15 protein-coding genes are annotated in these 18,337 nt (G+C 70.0%); 12 read left to right on the forward strand and 3 right to left on the reverse strand.

The genetic code is table 11. The features are described from left to right. The first annotated feature begins 16 nt into the window (after nucleotides 1–16). Both OO71_RS10950 and OO71_RS10955 read left to right on the forward strand, forming a co-directional pair. Nucleotides 17–922, forward strand: a complete 906-nt coding sequence (locus tag OO71_RS10950) for a LysR family transcriptional regulator (RefSeq protein WP_033289573.1) — start codon at nucleotides 17–19, stop codon at nucleotides 920–922. A 19-nt stretch (nucleotides 923–941) separates the two neighbouring features. Beyond that, complete coding sequence (locus tag OO71_RS10955; RefSeq protein ID WP_033289574.1) at nucleotides 942–1,691, forward strand: DUF427 domain-containing protein; 750 nt, start codon at nucleotides 942–944, stop codon at nucleotides 1,689–1,691. A gap of 1 nt (nucleotide 1,692) precedes the next feature. Here the strand turns inward: OO71_RS10955 and OO71_RS10960 are convergent, their stop codons facing one another. Both OO71_RS10960 and OO71_RS10965 read right to left on the reverse strand, forming a co-directional pair. Next, entirely contained in the window at nucleotides 1,693–4,077 is a 2,385-nt protein-coding gene (locus OO71_RS10960) for an MGDG synthase family glycosyltransferase (RefSeq protein WP_033289575.1), read from the reverse strand. 15 nt (nucleotides 4,078–4,092) lie between these two features. Continuing rightward, nucleotides 4,093–5,064: a DMT family transporter gene (locus OO71_RS10965; protein WP_033289576.1), complete on the reverse strand. Its 972-nt coding sequence runs from the start codon at nucleotides 5,062–5,064 to the stop codon at nucleotides 4,093–4,095. 104 nt (nucleotides 5,065–5,168) lie between these two features. Here OO71_RS10965 and OO71_RS10970 point away from each other — a divergent pair, with 104 nt between their 5' ends. Then, entirely contained in the window at nucleotides 5,169–5,834 is a 666-nt protein-coding gene (locus tag OO71_RS10970; protein ID WP_033289577.1) for a VC0807 family protein, read from the forward strand. Then, complete coding sequence (locus OO71_RS10975; RefSeq protein WP_033289578.1) at nucleotides 5,834–6,583, forward strand: SDR family NAD(P)-dependent oxidoreductase; 750 nt, start codon at nucleotides 5,834–5,836, stop codon at nucleotides 6,581–6,583. The genes OO71_RS10970 and OO71_RS10975 overlap by 1 nt, the downstream gene beginning before the upstream one ends. A 91-nt stretch (nucleotides 6,584–6,674) precedes the next feature. On the opposite strand, the gene OO71_RS10980 is transcribed toward OO71_RS10975, so the two are convergent. Continuing rightward, nucleotides 6,675–7,871: a PucR family transcriptional regulator gene (locus OO71_RS10980; protein ID WP_033289579.1), complete on the reverse strand. Its 1,197-nt coding sequence runs from the start codon at nucleotides 7,869–7,871 to the stop codon at nucleotides 6,675–6,677. Between the two features lie 152 nt (nucleotides 7,872–8,023). Between OO71_RS10980 and hpnC the strand changes: the two genes are divergently transcribed. From hpnC to OO71_RS11020, 8 genes are all read left to right on the forward strand, one after another. Then, entirely contained in the window at nucleotides 8,024–8,890 is an 867-nt protein-coding gene (gene hpnC / locus OO71_RS10985; RefSeq protein ID WP_084144855.1) for a squalene synthase HpnC, read from the forward strand. Beyond that, nucleotides 8,887–9,747, forward strand: a complete 861-nt coding sequence (gene hpnD, locus OO71_RS10990; RefSeq protein ID WP_033289699.1) for a presqualene diphosphate synthase HpnD — start codon at nucleotides 8,887–8,889, stop codon at nucleotides 9,745–9,747. The genes hpnC and hpnD overlap by 4 nt, the downstream gene beginning before the upstream one ends. After that, the gene (gene hpnE, locus OO71_RS10995; RefSeq protein WP_033289580.1) at nucleotides 9,744–11,108 is read left to right on the forward strand and encodes a hydroxysqualene dehydroxylase HpnE; all 1,365 of its coding nucleotides are present in this window, start codon (nucleotides 9,744–9,746) and stop codon (nucleotides 11,106–11,108) included. Before hpnD ends, hpnE begins: the two co-directional genes overlap by 4 nt. Next, on the forward strand, nucleotides 11,105–12,169 hold the full coding sequence (locus OO71_RS11000) for a polyprenyl synthetase family protein (RefSeq protein ID WP_084144856.1): 1,065 nt from the start codon (nucleotides 11,105–11,107) through the stop codon (nucleotides 12,167–12,169). The genes hpnE and OO71_RS11000 overlap by 4 nt, the downstream gene beginning before the upstream one ends. Beyond that, nucleotides 12,169–14,064 (forward strand): squalene--hopene cyclase, encoded by a 1,896-nt coding sequence (gene shc, locus OO71_RS11005; protein WP_033289581.1) that lies wholly within the window; start codon nucleotides 12,169–12,171, stop codon nucleotides 14,062–14,064. Before OO71_RS11000 ends, shc begins: the two co-directional genes overlap by 1 nt. A gap of 454 nt (nucleotides 14,065–14,518) precedes the next feature. Next, entirely contained in the window at nucleotides 14,519–15,985 is a 1,467-nt protein-coding gene (ispH, locus tag OO71_RS11010) for a 4-hydroxy-3-methylbut-2-enyl diphosphate reductase (protein WP_033289582.1), read from the forward strand. Between the two features lie 3 nt (nucleotides 15,986–15,988). Beyond that, a complete protein-coding gene (gene hpnH, locus OO71_RS11015; RefSeq protein ID WP_033289583.1) occupies nucleotides 15,989–16,990 on the forward strand; it encodes an adenosyl-hopene transferase HpnH in 1,002 nt (333 codons plus the stop codon). A 693-nt stretch (nucleotides 16,991–17,683) separates the two neighbouring features. Then, entirely contained in the window at nucleotides 17,684–18,202 is a 519-nt protein-coding gene (locus OO71_RS11020; protein WP_033289584.1) for a lytic polysaccharide monooxygenase auxiliary activity family 9 protein, read from the forward strand. The last annotated feature ends 135 nt before the right edge of the window (nucleotides 18,203–18,337 follow it).

An 18,337-nucleotide genomic window follows, 5' to 3' on the forward strand; every position in this document is an offset into this window, starting at 1 on the left:
AGCGATAATTGACGGCATGGAGACCCGTCAGCTCGAGTACTTCGTGAGAGTCGCCGAGGAGCTGAGCTTCACGCGCGCGGCCCAGCGGTTGTTCGCGACCCAGTCCACGGTGTCCGCGACGATCCGCACGCTGGAGACGGAGCTGGGCGTCACGTTGTTCGACCGCTCCACCCGCCGGGTCGCGCTGTCCCCGGCCGGAGCGGAGTTCCTGCCCGAAGCGAAGGCGGCGCTGGAGGCTGTCGAGCGGGCGCGCGCGGTGGTGCAGGAAGCCTCCGCCGGACTGCGCGGCAGCCTGCGCATCGGCACGCTGACCAGCATCGAAGCGTTCGACATCCCCCAGTTGCTCGGTGCCTTCCACCAGCGGCACCCGCTGGTCGACCTGCACCTCACCGTCTCGCTCACCGGGTCGACCGGCCTCGCCGACGACGTCCGACAGGGCAGGCTCGACGTCGCGCTGCTCGGTCTCCCTCCGTCGGAACTGGCCGGGCTCGAGGCGACGCCGCTGGCGAGCGCGCCGTACTACGCCGTGCTCCCGTCCGCGCATCCGCTCGCCGGGCGCGCCTCGATCCGGCTGCCGGACCTCGACGGCGAACGGTTCGTCGACTGCCCGCGCGGCTTCGGCAACCGGCTGGCGGTGGACCGCGCCTTCGCCGAGCTCGGCATCTCGCGGCGGGTGACCATCGAACTGGCCGACGTGCGCACGATTCCGGACTACGTCGCAGCCGGGCTCGGCGTGGCGATCGCCCCCGGGACGGTGCCGCTGGCCATTCCGGGCACGGTGGCCCTTCCACTGGCGAAAACGACGTTGACTTGGCCGTTCTCGGTCGTAGTGTCGGCAGGGCGGCCGCCGTCGCGAGCATTGCGCACCCTGCTGGACCTGTTCACTTCTGCGGCAACCGAACGAGACATCACGGACGTCTGACCCCCCGGAAGGATGCGAGATGGCCGATTATCCGGCAGCACCGGTCGAGGCCGGACACGTGGAACCGGTGCCACGGCGGGTGCGTGCGACGCTCGCCGGAGTGACCATTGTGGACAGTTCACGGGCGAAATATGTGTGGGAATGGCCGTATTATCCCCAGTTTTACCTGCCACTCGACGACATTGCGCCCGGCGTTCTCGTGGACGAGGATCACGCCGAAGGTCCGGCGCGGCGGCACGCATTGCGGGTCGGCGAGGTCGAAAAGCCTGCTGCCGCTTGGGTTCAGGGCGACGATGCGGCGTTACCCGGACACGTCCGGTTCGAATGGAACGCGCTCGATGCCTGGTTCGAAGAGGACGAGCAGATTTACGTGCACCCGCGCAATCCGTACAGCCGTGTGGACGCACTGCGCTCGACCCGGCACGTCCGCGTGCAGCTCGACGGCGTGCCGCTGGCCGAATCGTCGTCGCCGGTGCTGCTTTTCGAAACCGGCCTGCCCACGCGGTACTACTTCAACCGGACGGAAGTCGACTTCACCCACCTGGTGCCCTCCGAGACGGTGACCGCCTGCCCGTACAAGGGCCGGACGTCCGGCTACTGGTCGGCCCGCATCGGCGACGTCCTGCACCGCGATCTGGCGTGGAGCTACGACTATCCGGCCCCGGCAGTTCTGCCGATCACCGGACTGGTGGCGTTCTACAACGAATTCGTGGACATCGAACGGGATGGAGAAGAACTTCCCCGCCCGCGGACGCACTTTTCGCGGTGAATCACAGCCCCTCGAACGCCCCCGTGACCGCCTTCGCAAGCCGGTCCCCCCGAGCGGACTGCCCGGACGGCACCGTGATGCACACCGTGAACCGATCCGCCCACATCATGATCCCGACCGCAACCGGCACCCCGGGCGCGAGCGACAACACCGGATAAACCGTCCGCACCAGCGCACCATTCAGAATCACCGGCGAACGCGCACCCGGCAGCACCGAAGCAATCGCGCTGAACCAAGTCCCCCGGTACACCAGCCGCGCGAGCCGGTGGTGCAGCCACGGCGGCAGCACCCCCAGCACCCGCACCACAGCATTCCCCGCGCGCGGCGCGCCACGGCCGACCTGGTCGGTCAGCATGCGGTCGGTCGCCTGCACCCGCGCGGCCAGCGGCATCGACCCGGTGGGCAGGTCGACCGACGCGGCCCCGGTGTGGTTGCCGAGCTGCCGGAACGTACCCGTGTCCCGCACGGACATCGGGATGAGCACGCGCAGCCGGTCCGGCGCGTGTTCGCCGAGTTCCTGGTGCAACGCCTCGGCGACGAGTGCGAGGACGAGATTCGTGGTGGGTACCCCGGCCGCCCGCGCCGCCGCCCGGACGTCGGCGGCGGCGAGGTGCGCGCGCGAGAAATGCCGCTGCGGACCGTCGATCCGCGTCTCCCACTGCACCCGCGGCGCTACCCCGGCCTTGGCCAGCGCCCAGACCCCACGCGCCAGCTCGGTGGCCTGGCCGCGGGCCCCCGCAGCATCCGACGACCGGGCCCGCAACCGCTCCACCACCCCACGGCGGCGCGGAACCGGCGGCGGGATCAGCGCTTCCTTCCCCCGAGCCTGTCCCACCAACGCACTGATCACCGCGATCCCGTCACTCGCCGCATGGTGCAACGCGATCAGCAGCGCGCCCTGCCCACCCGCGATGCCGGTGACCAGCCGGGCCCGCACCGGATGTTCCGGCGACACCGGGACCGAGAAGAACTCGTCCATCTCGCGGGTCAGCGCGGTGTCGAGATCGGCGTCCGGACCGGCGTCGACGTCCGTCAGCATCTCCGTCACCGTGCGCGCCGGGTCTTCCTGCCACCGCGCGCGCCACAGGCCGCTGCCCGGGAGCAGGCGGGTGCGCAGGCCGGGCGTTGCCGACAGCAGATGCTCCGCGTCGAAGCGGGTGACGGCAGAGCCGTCTGCCTTGGGGCTGAACAACAACACCGCACCGACCTGCTGCGGCACCTCCGGGGTGGCCACGTGCACGAACAGCGCGTCCTCCGGCCGGAGCCGCCGGGTCGGCGGGTTACGCGGACCGTAGACGAGCGATTCCAGCGCCGTCACGATCGGCGTTGCGGTGTCGCCGTGCCGGGCCGCGGCTTCCGACATCTCCTTCAGCCGGTCCGGTTCGGACAGCAGACCCCTTACCGCAGCGGCCAGCTCACCGTCCTTCTCGGTCATGATGGTGAGACCGGCCGCCTCCATCACCTCGGCACTGGCCCGGCCGTGCGCCGCGATCGCGCGATGGATCAAGACCGGACGTCCGCAAGCCAGCGACTCCATCGCGGTGATGCCGCCGTTGTTGGTGACCACCACGTCGGCGGCGAGCGTGTACTGCTCCGGCTCGTCGGTCCAGCCGACCACGCGCACGCGCGGTTCGTGCAGCGCCTGCAACCGGTCGGCGAGCCCCTTGTTCCGCCCGCAGATCGCGACCGGCACCACCGACGGGTCCGCGCCAAGCAGCTCCTTCACCGCCTGCTCGACCGCGCCGAACCCGAAGGAGCCACACGAAACGAGCACGACGAACGCGTCCAGCGGAAGGTCGAGATGGTGCCGGGCGGCTGCCTGGTCCCCCGGCCGGAACTCGGCCCGCACCGGCGGCGCGGACACCCCGACGTGCGCGGCCGGGGCGGGACCCAGCGCCTGGTCGACCGCGATCTCGTGCATCACCATCGTGAGGTCGGCCGAGCCGTACACCCAGAACGGGTGCGGCGCGAAGTCCGGGACCCAGGCCCCGATCGGCGCGGCGAGCTTGCCGTGGCGGCGCAGCCAGGCCAGCCCGGCGGTGGCCATCGGGTACGTCGACAGCACGAGGTCGGGCGCGAACGCCGCGACCGGGCGGGCCAGCCGCCGCCCGCACCACGTCCCCACCACCCAGCGCGACGCCGCGGTGAACCACGCGATCCGCCACAGCGCGGCGTAGAAGAACTCGTACAGCCACGGCGTGGTCTCGATGTTCGCCACGTAGATCCGCCGGAACAACGGCGCGATCCCGGGCCCGAGCCGGTCGAGGACGTCGATCCACTCGACGGCCGCATCCGGCCATCGCTCGCGCACCGCCGCCTCGAGTGCCCGGCCCGCCGCATGGTGCCCCTGCCCCATGTTCGCCGAGACGATCAGCACGCGCTCCACCCGCGCCCCCTCCGTCTAGTACGTGGATCCGGCCAGGCCGTAGCCGTCGTCCGGATCCGAGCCCCGCCGTTTTTCCCCAGTTTGCCCGGTTTCCGGCTTTTCTTCCGTTTCTGCCGACAAATGCGACGCCCGCGTGGACATCATCGCGATGCCCACCACGATCACCAGCCCGGCCAGCGCCTCACCGAAGAGCGCGAGCGGGCGCCCGTCGGCCGACTCCCCCATCCACGACAGCCCGATTGCGACCCCGACCAGCGGGTCGAGCGCGGTGATGACGGCGAGCGCGGGCGTGAGGAACCGGCCCTGCTGGAACGTGTTCTGGCTCAGCAGGAAACCGAGCGGCCCGATCACGCACACGAGGTACAGCGTCCAGTGCCGGAACGGTTCGTCGATCCCGGTCCGGAACTGGCTCGCGACCACCTTCATCAGGCCCGCGGTGAGGCCGTACAGGACACCGGTGGCGACCGCCAGCCCGAGCACCCGCAGCGACCCGGAGCTGGTGAACGCGGCGAGCCCGAGCGCGAGCGCGGTGAGCACCGCCAGCGCGATCCCCAGCGGCAGCAGTGAAGCGCCGCTCACCAGCGTGTCGCTGTTGCCGCTCGGCCGGGCGATGACCAGGAACGCCGCGAGCCCGGCCATGCACAGCAGGCCGCCCGCGCTCATCACGCGGTCCGGACGGCGCCGCTCGAGCCGCGCGGACACGAACCCGGCGAACATCAGCGAGGTCACCAGCAGGGGCTGGACCAGCAGCAACGGCCCGTACGCGAGCGCGACGAGCTGCAGGACGAGACCCAGCACCGTCGCCGCGACGCCGATGAGCCACAATGGGCGTCCGACAAGCCGCTTGAAAAGCGTGAGGTCGAGAGGCTTGCCGGTTTCGACCTCTTTGGTCGCCCTTGCCTGCGCAGCGCTCGCAATGCCCATGCACGCCGCGCCGGCGACGGCGGCGGGAACGGCCACGAACAGCGACACCCCCGTGACTGTCATGGAATCTTCACCTCACACCATTCCCATCCGCCGTGCTTATGCTGTGAACTTGCCGAGAAGAGCCGTGGGGGCGGTCGAGAAGTCCCGGAGGTAGCTGAACCCGCATGCGACACCACCTCACGATCGACCTCCCCTCGTTCCGCAATCTCGTGGTCGGCGGAGGCCGGCACCTGCTGGAGTCGACACTGGTCCCGGCCGGCCTCTTCTATCTCCTCCTGACCCTGGTGAGCTTCGACAGCGGGGTCATCGCCGCGCTCTGCTGGTCGGTGACCGTGCTCGTGACACGGCTGGTGCTGCGCAAGCCGATCCCCGCGGTGCTGCTGCTGACCACCGTGCTGCTGGTCGCGCGCACCGCACTGGGACTGGCCACCGGCAGCGCTTTTCTGTACTTTCTCCAGCCGACCTTACAGAATTTCGTGGTCGCGAGCCTGTTTCTCGTGTCCGCGCCGTTCAACAAACCGCTGCTCGCGCGCCTGGCGGGCGATTTCTGCTCGTTTCCGGACAGTCTGTCCGGCCATCCCGGCATGCGGCGGTTCTTCCAGCGCGTGTCGCTGCTGTGGGCGCTCGTGTTCGCGGTGAACGGCTCGGTGACGCTGCTGATGCTCGCGAAAGCCACCGTCGGCAACTTCCTCATGGTGAGCACCGCCGGTTCGTACACCGTGATCGCGCTCGCCATCGGCGGCTCGCTGTGGTGGTTCCGCCGTTCGCTGCGCTCGGCAGGCATCACGCTGCGCATGGGCCACCGCCCGGCCGCGCTGCCCGTCGCCTGATGCCCCGCACCGCGCTCGTCACCGGCGCCTCGTCCGGGATCGGCGCCGCCACCGCGCGCCTGCTCGCCCGCTCCGGCATCCACGTGCTGCTGCACGGCCGCGACAAGGACCGGCTCACCGCGCTCGCCGCGGAAACCGGCGGCACCGTGGTTCCCGCCGACCTCGCCGAGCCGGGCGCCGCCGCCGAGCTCGCCACTCGCGCGCTCGAAATCACCGGATCGGTGGACCTGCTCGTGAACAACGCCGGTGTCGGCTGGGCCGGTCCCCTGCCGGAGCTGTCCGGGGAACGGCTGCGGCACCTGGTCGCGGTGAACCTCACCGCGCCGCTCGAACTGACCCGCGCCCTGCTGCCCTCGATGCTTTCCCAGCACAGCGGCCAAATCGTGTTCGTGTCTTCGATTGCCGGACGCACTGGCGTTGCGGGAGAAGCGGTGTACGCCGCCACCAAGTCCGGTGTGGACGCTTTCGCCGACAGTCTCCGGTTCGAACTGCACGGCACCGGCGTGACAGTCGGCGTGGTCGTACCCGGTGTGGTGCGCACGGAATTCTTCGAACGCCGCGGCCGCGCGTACACCCGCAGCACGCCCCGGCCGGTGAGCGCCGAGCGCGTGGCAGCCGCGGTGGTGCGCGCCGCCGGGCATCCGGGTGACTACTACGTGCCGCGCTGGCTGCGGATTCCCGTTGCCCTGCGCGGTGCGGTGCCCGGCGCGTACCGCGCGCTCGCGACGCGCTTCGGCGCCGAAAGCTGATCGGTCCACACCGCTTTCTCCCCCTTCGTCCATCTTTGCCGCCCCCAACCTAGAACTCCCAACCACCTGCCGCATCAGGGATATTCCCCGATCAGCCGGAAGCGCCGTGTTCCCCGGGCGGTCCCCAGGCCAGCGCGAGCAGCAACGTGGCGCGGGCGGACGGGTCGTCGAGCGAAGGTCCGAAGAGCTCGTGCAGGCGGCCGAGCCGGTACGACACCGTCTGCGGATGGATGTGCAGATCCTCGGCCACCGCCTTGCGGTCGCCCAGGTGCAGCAGCCAGGACCGCAGCGTGGTGGAGAGCCGTTCCCGCGCCGACTCGTTCAGCTCGTCGAGCGGGGCCAGCGCCTGTCTTCGCAGCACGTCCAGCAGCCGGTCGTCGCGGTGCACGATGATCGCGTCGAGGTGCTCGTCGGCGAACACCGGATCGTCGCTCAGCAGGTGGTCCCGCCGCAGCCGCGCGGTGACCTCGGCGATCCGGAGGCTGGCCGGCAGCCGGTCGACCGGCACCGACGCGCCGACCACCGCACCGCCGCCGCGCAGCGCGCGGGCCAGCCACGCACGCCGTCCGGGACCACCCGGATCGGGCACGATCGCCACCACCACGCCGGGACGGCGCAGCCGCAGGCAGTTGTCGTCGAGCCGGAAAACCAGTTCCCGGCCCAGCTCGTTGTCCTCCTCCACCAGCACCACGGCGGCCTGCCGCGGCAATCGCCACTCCGCCCGCAGCGCGGCCGCGTTCACCGCCGCCATGTCGGCGCGATCGGACAGCAGCAGCGCGGTGAGCTCGTCGCGCAACCGGTCTCGCGCGCGGGTCGCGTCGGACTGCTCCTGCAGGTACCCGCGCAGCGACGATTCCGAAAGCTGGTCCACGAGAGCGAACACCGTGGTGGCCAGCGAAGCGAACAGCTCGGCAGGGACGTCGAGGTCGAGTGCGGCTTCCGAAACGTGCCGCCACGCCACGCGGGCCCCCACCCGATAAGCGGACAGCAGGCTCGTGACCCGCCGCCCCTGCCGGTACTGGGTACGCCCGATTTCCTCGAACACCACCTGCTCGACGCCGGAACCGAACTCCGGCAGCCGCTCGTCCGGTTCCGCAGCGACGTCGATGAGCCGGCGCACGAACCCCGCGCTGGCCGTGACGATGTCGGCGAGCTCCTCGGTCAGGAACTCCGCGTAGTCGGGATGGTCTTCCACCAGCTGGTCGCGGACCTCGTTGAGAATGGCGGGCAGCCGCCGGGTCACGACGGTCTCCAGTTCGTCCAGCCGGGTCACCTGATCGGGTTTCATCGGTCCGGGAGTCCTTCCTTCGCAGGCAGCAGTGCGCGGGTCCGCCTCGGAACATCCTGACCCCACTTTGTCGTCTCGTGCCAAGTCGAAGCCAGCGAAATTCATCTTCCGGCGGCAGAAGACGCCCGACCGGGGGCGCGACACTGGTTTCGATGAGATCCACATCGGCTGTCCGTCACGCTCCGGATACGGGCGGTCTGCGGGAGAAGCGGCACGCGGAGAACTTCCCGGTGGCCCTGCGGGTGCTGCCGGGGAGGCTGCGGGCCGACCTCGTCGCGGTCTACGCCGTCGCGCGGACCGTCGACGACCTCGGCGACGAAGCCGAGGGCGACCGGGTCGCGCAGCTGGAAAAATTCTCCGCCGAGCTGTCCGCTGCTTTCGGCGGTGGCACCCCGGAAGACGCTGCAGTACGTGGGCTGCTGCCCGCCATCCGCGGCGGGCGGGTCACCGAGGAACCGTTCCAGCGGCTCGTGCAGGCGAACCTCCAGGACCAGCGGGTGCACCGCTACGCGACGTTCGCCGACCTGCACGCGTACTGCCGGCTTTCCGCGGATCCGGTGGGCCGCATCGTGCTCGGTCTGCTCGACGTCCACGACCCGGCCGCCGGGGAGCTGTCCGACCGGATCTGCACCGGGCTCCAGCTGGTGGAGCACTGGCAGGACGTCGGCGAGGACTACCGCGCGGGGCGGGTGTACCTGCCGCAGGAGGATCTCGCGGAATTCGGGGTGCCCGAGGAGGAACTGGGGGCGGCGCACGCGGCACCCCGGGTGAGAGAGCTGATGCGGTGGGAAACCGGCCGCGCCGCCGCCCTCCTGGGCAGCGGCGCGGACTTGGTCGGCCTCCTGTCCGGATGGGGACGGCTCGCGGTGAGCGGGTTCCTCGCCGGCGGGCTCGCGGCGGTCGACGCGCTGCGGGCGAGCGGGGGCGACGTGCTGTCCGAACCGGTCCGGCCGAGCCGGGCCGGAATGCTGGGTTGGTTGTGCTGGCTGCAGGTGGGCACTGGGAGGCGGTCCGGATGACGACGGTCGATGAGGCGTACGCGCACACCGCGGAGGTCACGAAAACGCAGGCGCGCAACTTCTATTACGGGATCCGGTTGCTGCCCCCGGACAAGCGCTCGGCGCTGTGTGCGGTGTACGCGCTGGCCCGGATCATCGACGACATCGGCGACGACACCGAGGCGTCCGCCGAGACGAAGCTGCACGGCCTCGCCGGAGTGCGCAAATCGCTCGGTGACCTGTCGGCGAGCACCGACCCGGTGTACGTCGCGGTGGCCGACGCGGCTCGCCGGTACCCGATTCCGCTGGGCGCGTTCGAGGAACTGCTCGACGGCGTCGAGATGGACGTGACCGGGCGCGAGTACGTGCGGTTCGAGGATCTGGTCGAGTACTGCCGTTGTGTCGCGGGTTCGGTCGGGCGGCTGTGTCTCGGGGTGTTCGGCAGCAAACCCGAGCCGCACGCCCCGGTGTACGCCGACGAGCTCGGGATCGCCTTGCAGCAGACCAACATCCTCCGCGACATCCGCGAGGACCTGCTCAACGGGCGGGTGTATCTGCCCAAGGAGGATCTCGACCGGTTCGGCGTGGAGCTGTCTGTGGGCGAGGACGGGAAACTGGCCGACCCCGAGGGCGGGCTCACCGCGCTGATCCACGACAGCGCTGCGCGAGCCCGTGACTGGTACTCGCGCGGGTTGCGGCTGGTGCCCTCTTTGGACGGTCGCAGTGCGGCGTGCTGCACAGCGATGTCGGGGATCTACCGCACTTTGCTGGACCGGATCGACGAGCAGCCCTCGCTCGTGTTCGACCGCCGGCTTTCCTTGTCCGGCCGGGAAAAGGCGGTGGTGGCGTTTCGGGCGCTGACCGGGATCGGGCGATGACTGTGTCAGCTGGATCGGCCGGGCCCGTTGCGGTGGTCGGGGGCGGGCTCGCGGGGATCGCCACCGCACTTGCCTGCGCCGACGCCGGTCGCGAGGTCACGCTGTTCGAGGCACGGCCGCATCTGGGCGGGCTCACGCATTCGTTCACCCGCGGCGAGCTGCATGTCGACAATGGACAGCACGTGTTCCTCCGCTGCTGCACGGCATATCGCGCACTGCTCGAGCGGCTGGGCGTGGCCGATCGGGTACTTCTGCAGCCCCGCTTGGAAATCCCGATCCGCACCCCGGGCGCAGCCGAGTCGACCTGGTTGCGCCGCGGCGATCTGCCCGCCCCGCTGCACCTGGCCGGTTCGCTGCTGCGGTACGAGCCGCTGCGTCCGCTTGACCGGGCGCGGTTCGCGCTCGCCGCGCTGGCGCTGCGCCGGGTCGACCCGGCCGCGGACCACACTGACCGGCAGTCGTTCGGGGAATGGCTGCGCAGGCACGGGCAGAGTGCGGCGGCGATCGAAGCGCTGTGGGACCTGGTCGGGGTGGCCACGCTCAATGCGACGGCCGACGACGCGTCGCTGAGCCTTGCCGCCACGGTGTTCCAGGAGGGCCTGCTCACCGATCCGGCCGCGGCCGACATCGGCTGGTCGCTGGTCCCGTTGCGGGAGCTGCACGGCGAACCGGCGCGGGAACGGCTGGCCGAGGCCGGCGCCGAGGTCCGCACCGGCACCAAGGTGCGAGCGGTCAGCGAGGGCTGGAAGGTGAGCACCGACGACGGCGAGGAAAGGTTCGGGCAGGTCGTGCTCGCCACGCCGCCGCCGGTCACGGAGCAGCTCGCGCCCGCGGGGGCGATCCGGCTCACGCCGGGCTGGTCCGGCGGGCTGGGCAGCTCGCCGATCGTCAACGTGCACGTGGTGCTCGACCGGCACGTGCTCGACGAACCGTTCGTCGCCGGGGTCCGCACGCCGGTGCAGTGGGTGTTCGACCGGACGCGGCAGTCCGGTCTGGACTCCGGGCAGTACCTGGCGATGTCGTTGTCGGCGGCGGACGCGGAGATCGACCTGCCCACCGCGAAACTGCGCGAACGGCTGCTGCCCGAGCTGACGTCGCTGCTGCCCGAGGCGCGCGGTGCACAGGTAAGGGATTTCTTCGTCACCCGCGAGCGGCATGCGACGTTCCGGCCTGGTCCGGGGACTGCGTCGCTGCGCCCGTCCGCGATCACCGCCGCGCCCGGGCTGTACCTGGCCGGTGCGTGGACCGCCACCGGCTGGCCCGCGACGATGGAGGGCGCCGCGCGCAGTGGTGCTGCCGCCGCGGCTGCCCTCCTGCAGCAGAACGTGCCCGGGAAGAAAGAGGAGGGAGTGGGAGCATGACCGCCGACGTATTTTCTACCGCGGAGGTGGCATCGGATACCGCGACAGTGCGTGCGGCGGCGGTACCGGAAATTCTCGGCCGGACCCGCGATCTGGTGCAGCCTGCGTTGCGGGCGGCCGTCGACCGGCTGGACGAGGGCAGCCGCGCGATCAGCGCGTACCACCTGGGGTGGACCGACGCGAATGGCGTTCCCACCGACGGAAACGGCGGCAAGGCCGTACGGTCGGCGCTGGCCGTGGTGTCCGCGCAGGCTGCCGGGGCGTCCGCGGAAATGGGCGTACCCGGCGCGGTCGCCGTGGAGCTGGTACACAATTTCTCGCTCGTCCACGACGATTTGATGGACGGTGACACCGAACGCCGCCACCGCCCGACGGTGTGGACGCTCTGGGGTGCCGCGAACGCGATCCTCACCGGCGACGCGATGCTCGCGCTGGCCCAGGAAGTGGTGCTGGACAGTGGTTCCCCTCATGCGATACCCGCCGGGCGGCTGCTGGCCGAGACCACGCGACGGCTGATTCACGGCCAGGTCCTGGACGTCTCGTTCGAACAGCGCGACGACGTCACGCTCACCGAATGCGTCACGATGGCCGGGGGCAAAACCGGCGCGTTGCTGTCCGGGAGTGCCGCGATCGGGGCCGTGCTTGCCGGAGCACCGCCCGAGGTGGTCGACGCGCTCGCGCTGTTCGGCGAGGAGATCGGGCTGGCGTTCCAGCTGGTCGACGACGTGCTCGGGATCTGGGGCGACCCGGTGGTCACCGGCAAACCGGTGTACTCCGATCTGCGGGCCCGCAAGAAGTCGCTGCCGATCACGTACGCGACCTCACGGGGTGGCACGGCGGGGCGGGAACTCGCCGCCTGGCTTGCCGGGCAGGACTCCGGGGACGACGCCGATCTCGCCCGGGTGGCCGCGCTGGTCGAGTCCGCGGGCGGCCGCGAATGGGCCGTCGCCGAAGCTGCCCGCCGGGTGGCCACCGCCGAGCAGGCGCTGTCGGCGATCCCGCCGGGTCCGCGCGCCGATCTCGTGGCCATCGCCCGATTCATCGCCGGAAGGGAAGCGTGATGACCCAGACCGTGCCGCAACGGCTCACGGCCACCCCGCGCACCGCCGCCGACACCGTCGCCGCCGCGGTCGAGTTCCTGCGCCGCGAACAGGATCGCGCGGGCTGGTGGAAGGGCGAGCTGGCGACCAACGTCACGATGGACGCGGAAGACCTGCTGCTGCGCCATTTCCTCGGGATCCTCACGCCGCAGATCGCCGAGGAGTCGGCGCGCTGGATCCGTTCGCAGCAACGCGCCGACGGCACCTGGGCGAACTTCCCGGACGGCCCGGCCGACCTGTCGACCACCGTCGAGGCGTGGGTCGCGCTGCGGCTGGCCGGTGACCCGGCCGACGCGCCGTGGCTCACGCCGGCCGCGGAGTACATCCGGAGCCAGGGCGGTATCGAGGCGACGCGGGTGTTCACCCGGATCTGGCTTGCGATGGTGGGCCAGTGGTCGTGGGACGACCTGCCGAACATGCCGCCGGAAATGATCTTCCTGCCGTCGTGGTTCCCGCTCAACGTCTACGATTTCGCGTGCTGGGCGCGGCAGACGATCGTGCCGCTCACCATCGTCGGCACGCTGCGCCCGGTACGGAAGCTGCCCTTCGACGTCGCCGAGTTGCGCACCGGCAAACGTCCGCCGAAGACGCGCACGCCGTGGACGTGGGACGGCGTCTTCGAGAACCTCGACACCGCGCTGCATGCGTACGCGAAACTGCCGTTCAACCCGGTCCGCAAGATCGCGATGAAACAGGCGGCGGAATGGATCCTGGCGCGGCAGGAGGCCGACGGGTCGTGGGGCGGGATCCAGCCGCCGTGGGTGTACTCGATTCTCGCGCTGCATCTGCTCGGCTACCCGCTCGACCATCCCGCGCTCAAGGCCGGGCTGGAAGGGCTGGAGGGCTTCACGATCCGGGAAAAGACCGAGCAGGGCTGGGTCCGGCGGCTCGAAGCGTGCCAATCTCCGGTGTGGGACACGGTATTGGCGATGACCGCACTGCTCGACGCCGGTGTCTCACCTGGTGACGAGATGCTGGTGAAGGCCGCGGATTGGGTACTGGGCGAGGAAATCCGGGTACCCGGAGACTGGTCGGTGCGGCGGCCGTCGCTGCAGCCGGGCGGGTTCGCGTTCGAGTTCGCCAACGACGGTTACCCGGATACCGACGACACGGCCGAGGTCGTCCTTGCGTTGCGCCGCATGGGAAAGCCGGACCATCTGCGGCTGCGTGCGGCGATCGACCGTAGTGTGCAGTGGCTGGAGGGCATGCAGTCCAGCGACGGCGGGTGGGGTGCATTCGATGCGGACAACACCCAGGTACTCGCAACGAAGCTGCCGTTCTGCGATTTCGGCGCGGTAATCGATCCGCCGTCGGCCGATGTCACCGCGCATGTCGTCGAAATGCTGGCTGCGGAAGGGAAAACCGGTACGCGGGAATGCCGTCGGGGGGTACAGTGGTTGCTGGACAATCAGGAGGAGGATGGCTCGTGGTTCGGCCGCTGGGGCGCGAACTACGTCTACGGCACCGGGGCGGTGGTCCCGGCTCTGGTCGCGGCCGGAATTCCCGCCGGCGACAACCGGATCCGGCGAGCGGTGACGTGGCTCGCGGAACACCAGAACACGGACGGCGGCTGGGGCGAGGACCTGCGCTCGTACGACGATCCGGCATGGGCCGGACGCGGCGATTCGACCCCGTCGCAGACCGCGTGGGCGTTGCTGGCCCTGCTCGCCGCCGGGGAACGGGAGTCCGAGGTGGTCACCCGGGGAGTCGCGTGGCTGTGCGAACGCCAACGCCCGGACGGCGGCTGGGACGAGGAGAAGCACACGGGAACGGGCTTTCCGGGCGACTTCTATCTGTCGTACCACTTGTATCGGGTCGTGTTCCCGCTGTCGGCACTGGGGCGGTATGTGTCGTGACTGACGTTGTGGGGTTGCCGGTGTCCGGGTCCTTGGCGGGTGATGGTGTGCGGGTGCGGGCCGGGCGCTCGTGCGCTACGACCACCGCTGCGAGGTCACTGTGGTCTGTGCCCGGGGCCGCCACCACGGTGCGGTGCGTGCTGCGCGCGCCCGGGGCCGCCGCCATCGCCGTGAGGTCACCGCTGACCGTGCTCGGGGCCGCCGCCACCACCACTTCGAAGCCTGCGCTGCCCATGCCCGGGTCCGCCACCACCGCAAGGCCACCGCTGACCGTGCCCGGGTCCACCGCCACCACCACTTCGAAGCCTGCGCTGACCGTGCCAGAATCCGCCGACACCACCACGAGGTCACCGCTAACCGCGCCCGGGGCCGCGATCACCGTGAGGTCTCCGCTGTCCGCACCCAGGGCCGCCACCACCGCGAAACCCCCATTGTCCGCACCCGGGTCCGTCTCATGACCCCCGCCACTGTGTGCGTCCCGCTGCGGATCGAGCAAGCCGCCCTGCGTGGCCTGCGGACCGTCCACACCGGACTCGGGCCGCGCCGGGCCGCCGCCGCGGCAACCCGGCTTCCGTCCGGACCGCGGATCGTCGCGGGAATCGGCGGCGGCCTCATCCCGGACGTGCGGCCCGGTGACCTCGTGGTCGCCACCGAAGTACGCGGCCCGGACAGCGTGACTCCCGTTCCCTCGGCATCCCTCCTGGCAGGCTTCCTGCGCAGCCGGGGCCTGACTGTCCACACCGGACCGATCCACGGCAGCTCCCACGTCGTACCTGCACGGGAACGGGCTTCACTGGCCGAAACCGGCGCGCTGGCGGTCGACATGGAGTCCCCGTGGCTGGCCGCGCCGGGGGAACCGTTCGCGGTCATCCGGGCCATTGTGGACACTGCCGGGGAACCGTTGGTCCATCCCGCGACTGTCGCGAATGGAATCGCCGGCCTGCGGAGCCTGCGACTCGCCCGGTCCGCGATCGCCGCCTGGGCGGAGGCGGTCCGGCCGCGGACGGTGCTGCTGGCCAGCCCGCGGTCGTTCTGCGCTGGGGTCGAGCGGGCGATCGACATCGTCGAACGGGCGCTGGACAAGCACGGTCCGCCGGTGTACGTGCGACGCCAGATCGTGCACAACACCCACGTCGTACGCCGTCTCCAGGACCGCGGTGCGGTGTTCGTCGACGAGGTGACGGAAGTCCCGCAAGGCGCCACGCTCGTGTTCGCCGCACACGGGGTCTCCCCCGCCGTCCGGCAGGACGCGGCCGGGCGCGGACTGTCCGTGATAGATGCAACGTGCCCGCTGGTCACCAAGGTGCACAACGAAGTCCGCCGCTACTCCGGCCGCGGGGACACGGTGTTCCTCATCGGACACGCCGAGCACGAGGAGGTGGAAGGCACGGTCGGGGAAGCGCCCGACGACGTCGTGGTGGTCGGCGACGTGGCAGCCGCGCGCACGGTCACCGCACGCGACGCATCGCGGGTCGCGTACACCATGCAGACCACGCTGGCGCTCGACGAAGCCGAGGAGATCGCGTCCGTGCTGCGCGAGCGGTTCCCCGGGCTTTCCGCGCCACGCAAGGACGACATCTGTTACGCCACCACCAACCGGCAGCGGGCCCTGCGTGCGATCGCGCGCGAAGTGGACCTGGTGCTGGTGGTGGGTTCGGGCAACTCGTCCAACTCGCGCCGGCTCGTGGAGGTGGCCGGGCGCGAGGGCACACCTGCCGTGCTGGTGGACGGGTGCGCCGACATCGACCTGCGCCGGCTCGCCGGGGCAGCCAGGATCGGCCTCACCGCGGGTGCGTCGGCGCCGCCGCACCTCGTGGACGAGGTGGTCGCCGCCCTGCGCGGGCTCGGACCGGTCACCGTCGCCGAAAGCCGGACGGCGGAAGAAGAAGTGACGTTCACTCTACCTCGGGAGGTGCTCTGAGCCATGGCCATGCCGTTGCGCCAGTCCATCCGGCTGGGCGGCTATCTGATGAAGCAGAAGCTGCGGCGTAAGGAAAAGTTCCCGCTGCTGGTCGAGCTGGAACCGCTGTTCGCCTGCAACCTCAAGTGCGGTGGCTGCGGCAAGATCGCCCAGCCGCACACGTTGCTGAAGCAGCGGATGCCGGTGGAACAGGCGGTCGGCGCGATCGAGGAAAGCGGCGCCCCGATGGTGTCGATCGCCGGCGGCGAACCCCTGATGCACCCGCAGATCGACGAGATCACCCGGCAGCTGCTCGACCGGAACAAGATCGTTTTCCTGTGCACGAATGCGTTGCTGCTGCACAAACACATCCACAAGTTCAAGCCGCACCGCAATTTCGCGTGGATGGTGCACATCGACGGCCTCGAAGAACGCCACGACGCCTCGGTCCGCAAGGAGGGCGGTTTCCAGGGCGCGGTCGACGCGATCAAGCTCGCGAAGGAAAAAGGTTTCCGGGTGATGACGAACACGACGTTCTTCACCGGGGACACCCCGCAGGACGTGATCGACGTGCTCGACTATCTCAACGACCTTGGCGTCGACAACATGCAGATCTCGCCCGGGTACGCGTACGAGAAGGCACCGGACCAGGACCACTGGCTCGGCGTGCAGCAAACGAGGGAACTCTTCGCGAAAGCCTTCGGCGGCGGCAACCGGAAACGCTGGCGGCTCAACCATTCCCCGGTATTCCTCGATTTCCTCGAAGGAAAGCGCGACCTGGAATGCACGCCGTGGGGAATCCCGTCCTATTCACTGCTCGGCTGGCAACGCCCGTGCTACCTCCTCGACGACGGCTACACGAAAACGTACCGGGAACTCATCGAGACGACAGAATGGGAAAACTTCGGCCGCGGCAAAGACCCGAGATGCGCCAACTGCATGGCACACTGCGGCTACGAGCCGACCGCAGTGATAGCGACGCTGGGTTCGTTGAAGGAATCAGTCCGAGCCGCAGTCGGGCACTGATTTCCCTTTCCCCGCCGGGTATTGTCCGCACTGGACAACACCCGGCGGTTTTTTGCGCCCCGGCTGGGGAGCTCAGCATCGCACTCAAACGAGCCGAGCAATCACCACCGACCCAAGCAAGGTCAAGTGAGCGCCACGCACTCAAACGAGCCCGGACCATCACCACCCGCCCGAATGAGCCCGAGCGACCCCCACCCTCCCGCACCATCCCCCAAGGCGGAGCAGCCCAACCGAGCAGTTCACCACTACCCGCCAACCCAGCTCAACCCGTCGAAAGTCGGGAACCTTCCTTCCCTGCGAGCACATTCCCCCACCTACCCCCCGAGCCCGCCCCAACACCCCCCACGCCCGCACCCACTCGATAGTCCACTGTAGACATTCGAAGCCGAAGTCACCCCACCGGTAACCACGGAGCGTGCCCACCGCCCGCACCCGGCCACCCATCCAGCGCAAGACACCCGCCAAACGGTGACCGCACGCATCCTCCACTCCTCATTCCCGTTGCCCGGTAACCACTTCACCCTCGTTCTTTGCCAGGCGTTGACCTTCCGCCCGCGACGGGAGTATGGTCTAGACCAGAAATCCACCACCCCTTCGCTCGATCACTCTTCCGCGCGGACCGGCTTCGGGGAAGCCGGTGCGTCGTTTCGTCGTACCCGCCTGCGGAAGCGAGCACTCCCCGAAGGAGCTGCCATGAAAGCGAACCGGAAACTCATCGCGGCGGCCGCCGGTGCGGCGCTCGCCCCGGTGCTCGTATTGATCAGCCCGGCGGGTATCGCCAGCGCGCACGGGTACGTCAATTCGCCGCCCAGCCGACAGGCCCAATGTGCGCAGGGTACGGTCCCTTGCGGGCAGGTCAAGTACGAGCCGCAGAGCGTCGAAGGGCCGAAAGGCCTGCACAGCTGCAACGGCGGCCTCGCCCAGTTCGCCGAGCTGAATGACGACAACAAGGGCTGGAAAGCCACCCCCACCGGCACGAACGTCACCTTCACCTGGACTTTCACCGCCCAGCACCGCACCGCCAGCTACGAGTACTGGATCGGCAACGACAAGATCGCGACCGTCGACGGCGGCGGGCAGCAGCCGCCACCCACCATCACGCATCAGGTCGACCTTTCCGGGCACACCGGCCGCCAGACCGTGCTGGCCGTCTGGAACGTCGCCGACACCGCAAACGCTTTCTACTCCTGCATCGACCTGCAGGTGGGCTGACCGAGTCCACAGTGGACACGGAAGCGCGGGCCGGGCACCCCGGCCCGCGTCTCGTCCTGCGCGCATTCCTTTCGGCGATTCCCTGACAAAATCAGCCAATTTCCCCGGAATGCGTTGACCCTGTCACCCACCCGT

Source organism: Amycolatopsis jejuensis (assembly GCF_000717335.1).
In the GTDB taxonomy this organism is placed as follows: domain Bacteria; phylum Actinomycetota; class Actinomycetes; order Mycobacteriales; family Pseudonocardiaceae; genus Amycolatopsis; species Amycolatopsis jejuensis.

Bases quoted from the DNA above. Each gene is read 5' to 3' on its own strand.
- hpnC (WP_084144855.1), top strand. From the start codon at position 8,024: ATGAGATCCACATCGGCTGTCCGTCACGCTCCGGATACGGGCGGTCTG.
- OO71_RS10965 (WP_033289576.1), bottom strand. From the start codon at position 5,064: ATGACAGTCACGGGGGTGTCGCTGTTCGTGGCCGTTCCCGCCGCCGTC.
- OO71_RS10950 (WP_033289573.1), top strand. From the start codon at position 17: ATGGAGACCCGTCAGCTCGAGTACTTCGTGAGAGTCGCCGAGGAGCTG.
- hpnE (WP_033289580.1), top strand. From the start codon at position 9,744: ATGACTGTGTCAGCTGGATCGGCCGGGCCCGTTGCGGTGGTCGGGGGC.
- OO71_RS11020 (WP_033289584.1), top strand. From the start codon at position 17,684: ATGAAAGCGAACCGGAAACTCATCGCGGCGGCCGCCGGTGCGGCGCTC.
- ispH (WP_033289582.1), top strand. From the start codon at position 14,519: ATGACCCCCGCCACTGTGTGCGTCCCGCTGCGGATCGAGCAAGCCGCC.
- OO71_RS11000 (WP_084144856.1), top strand. From the start codon at position 11,105: ATGACCGCCGACGTATTTTCTACCGCGGAGGTGGCATCGGATACCGCG.
- OO71_RS10975 (WP_033289578.1), top strand. From the start codon at position 5,834: ATGCCCCGCACCGCGCTCGTCACCGGCGCCTCGTCCGGGATCGGCGCC.
- hpnH (WP_033289583.1), top strand. From the start codon at position 15,989: ATGGCCATGCCGTTGCGCCAGTCCATCCGGCTGGGCGGCTATCTGATG.
- OO71_RS10980 (WP_033289579.1), bottom strand. From the start codon at position 7,871: ATGAAACCCGATCAGGTGACCCGGCTGGACGAACTGGAGACCGTCGTG.
- OO71_RS10970 (WP_033289577.1), top strand. From the start codon at position 5,169: ATGCGACACCACCTCACGATCGACCTCCCCTCGTTCCGCAATCTCGTG.
- shc (WP_033289581.1), top strand. From the start codon at position 12,169: ATGACCCAGACCGTGCCGCAACGGCTCACGGCCACCCCGCGCACCGCC.
- OO71_RS10955 (WP_033289574.1), top strand. From the start codon at position 942: ATGGCCGATTATCCGGCAGCACCGGTCGAGGCCGGACACGTGGAACCG.
- hpnD (WP_033289699.1), top strand. From the start codon at position 8,887: ATGACGACGGTCGATGAGGCGTACGCGCACACCGCGGAGGTCACGAAA.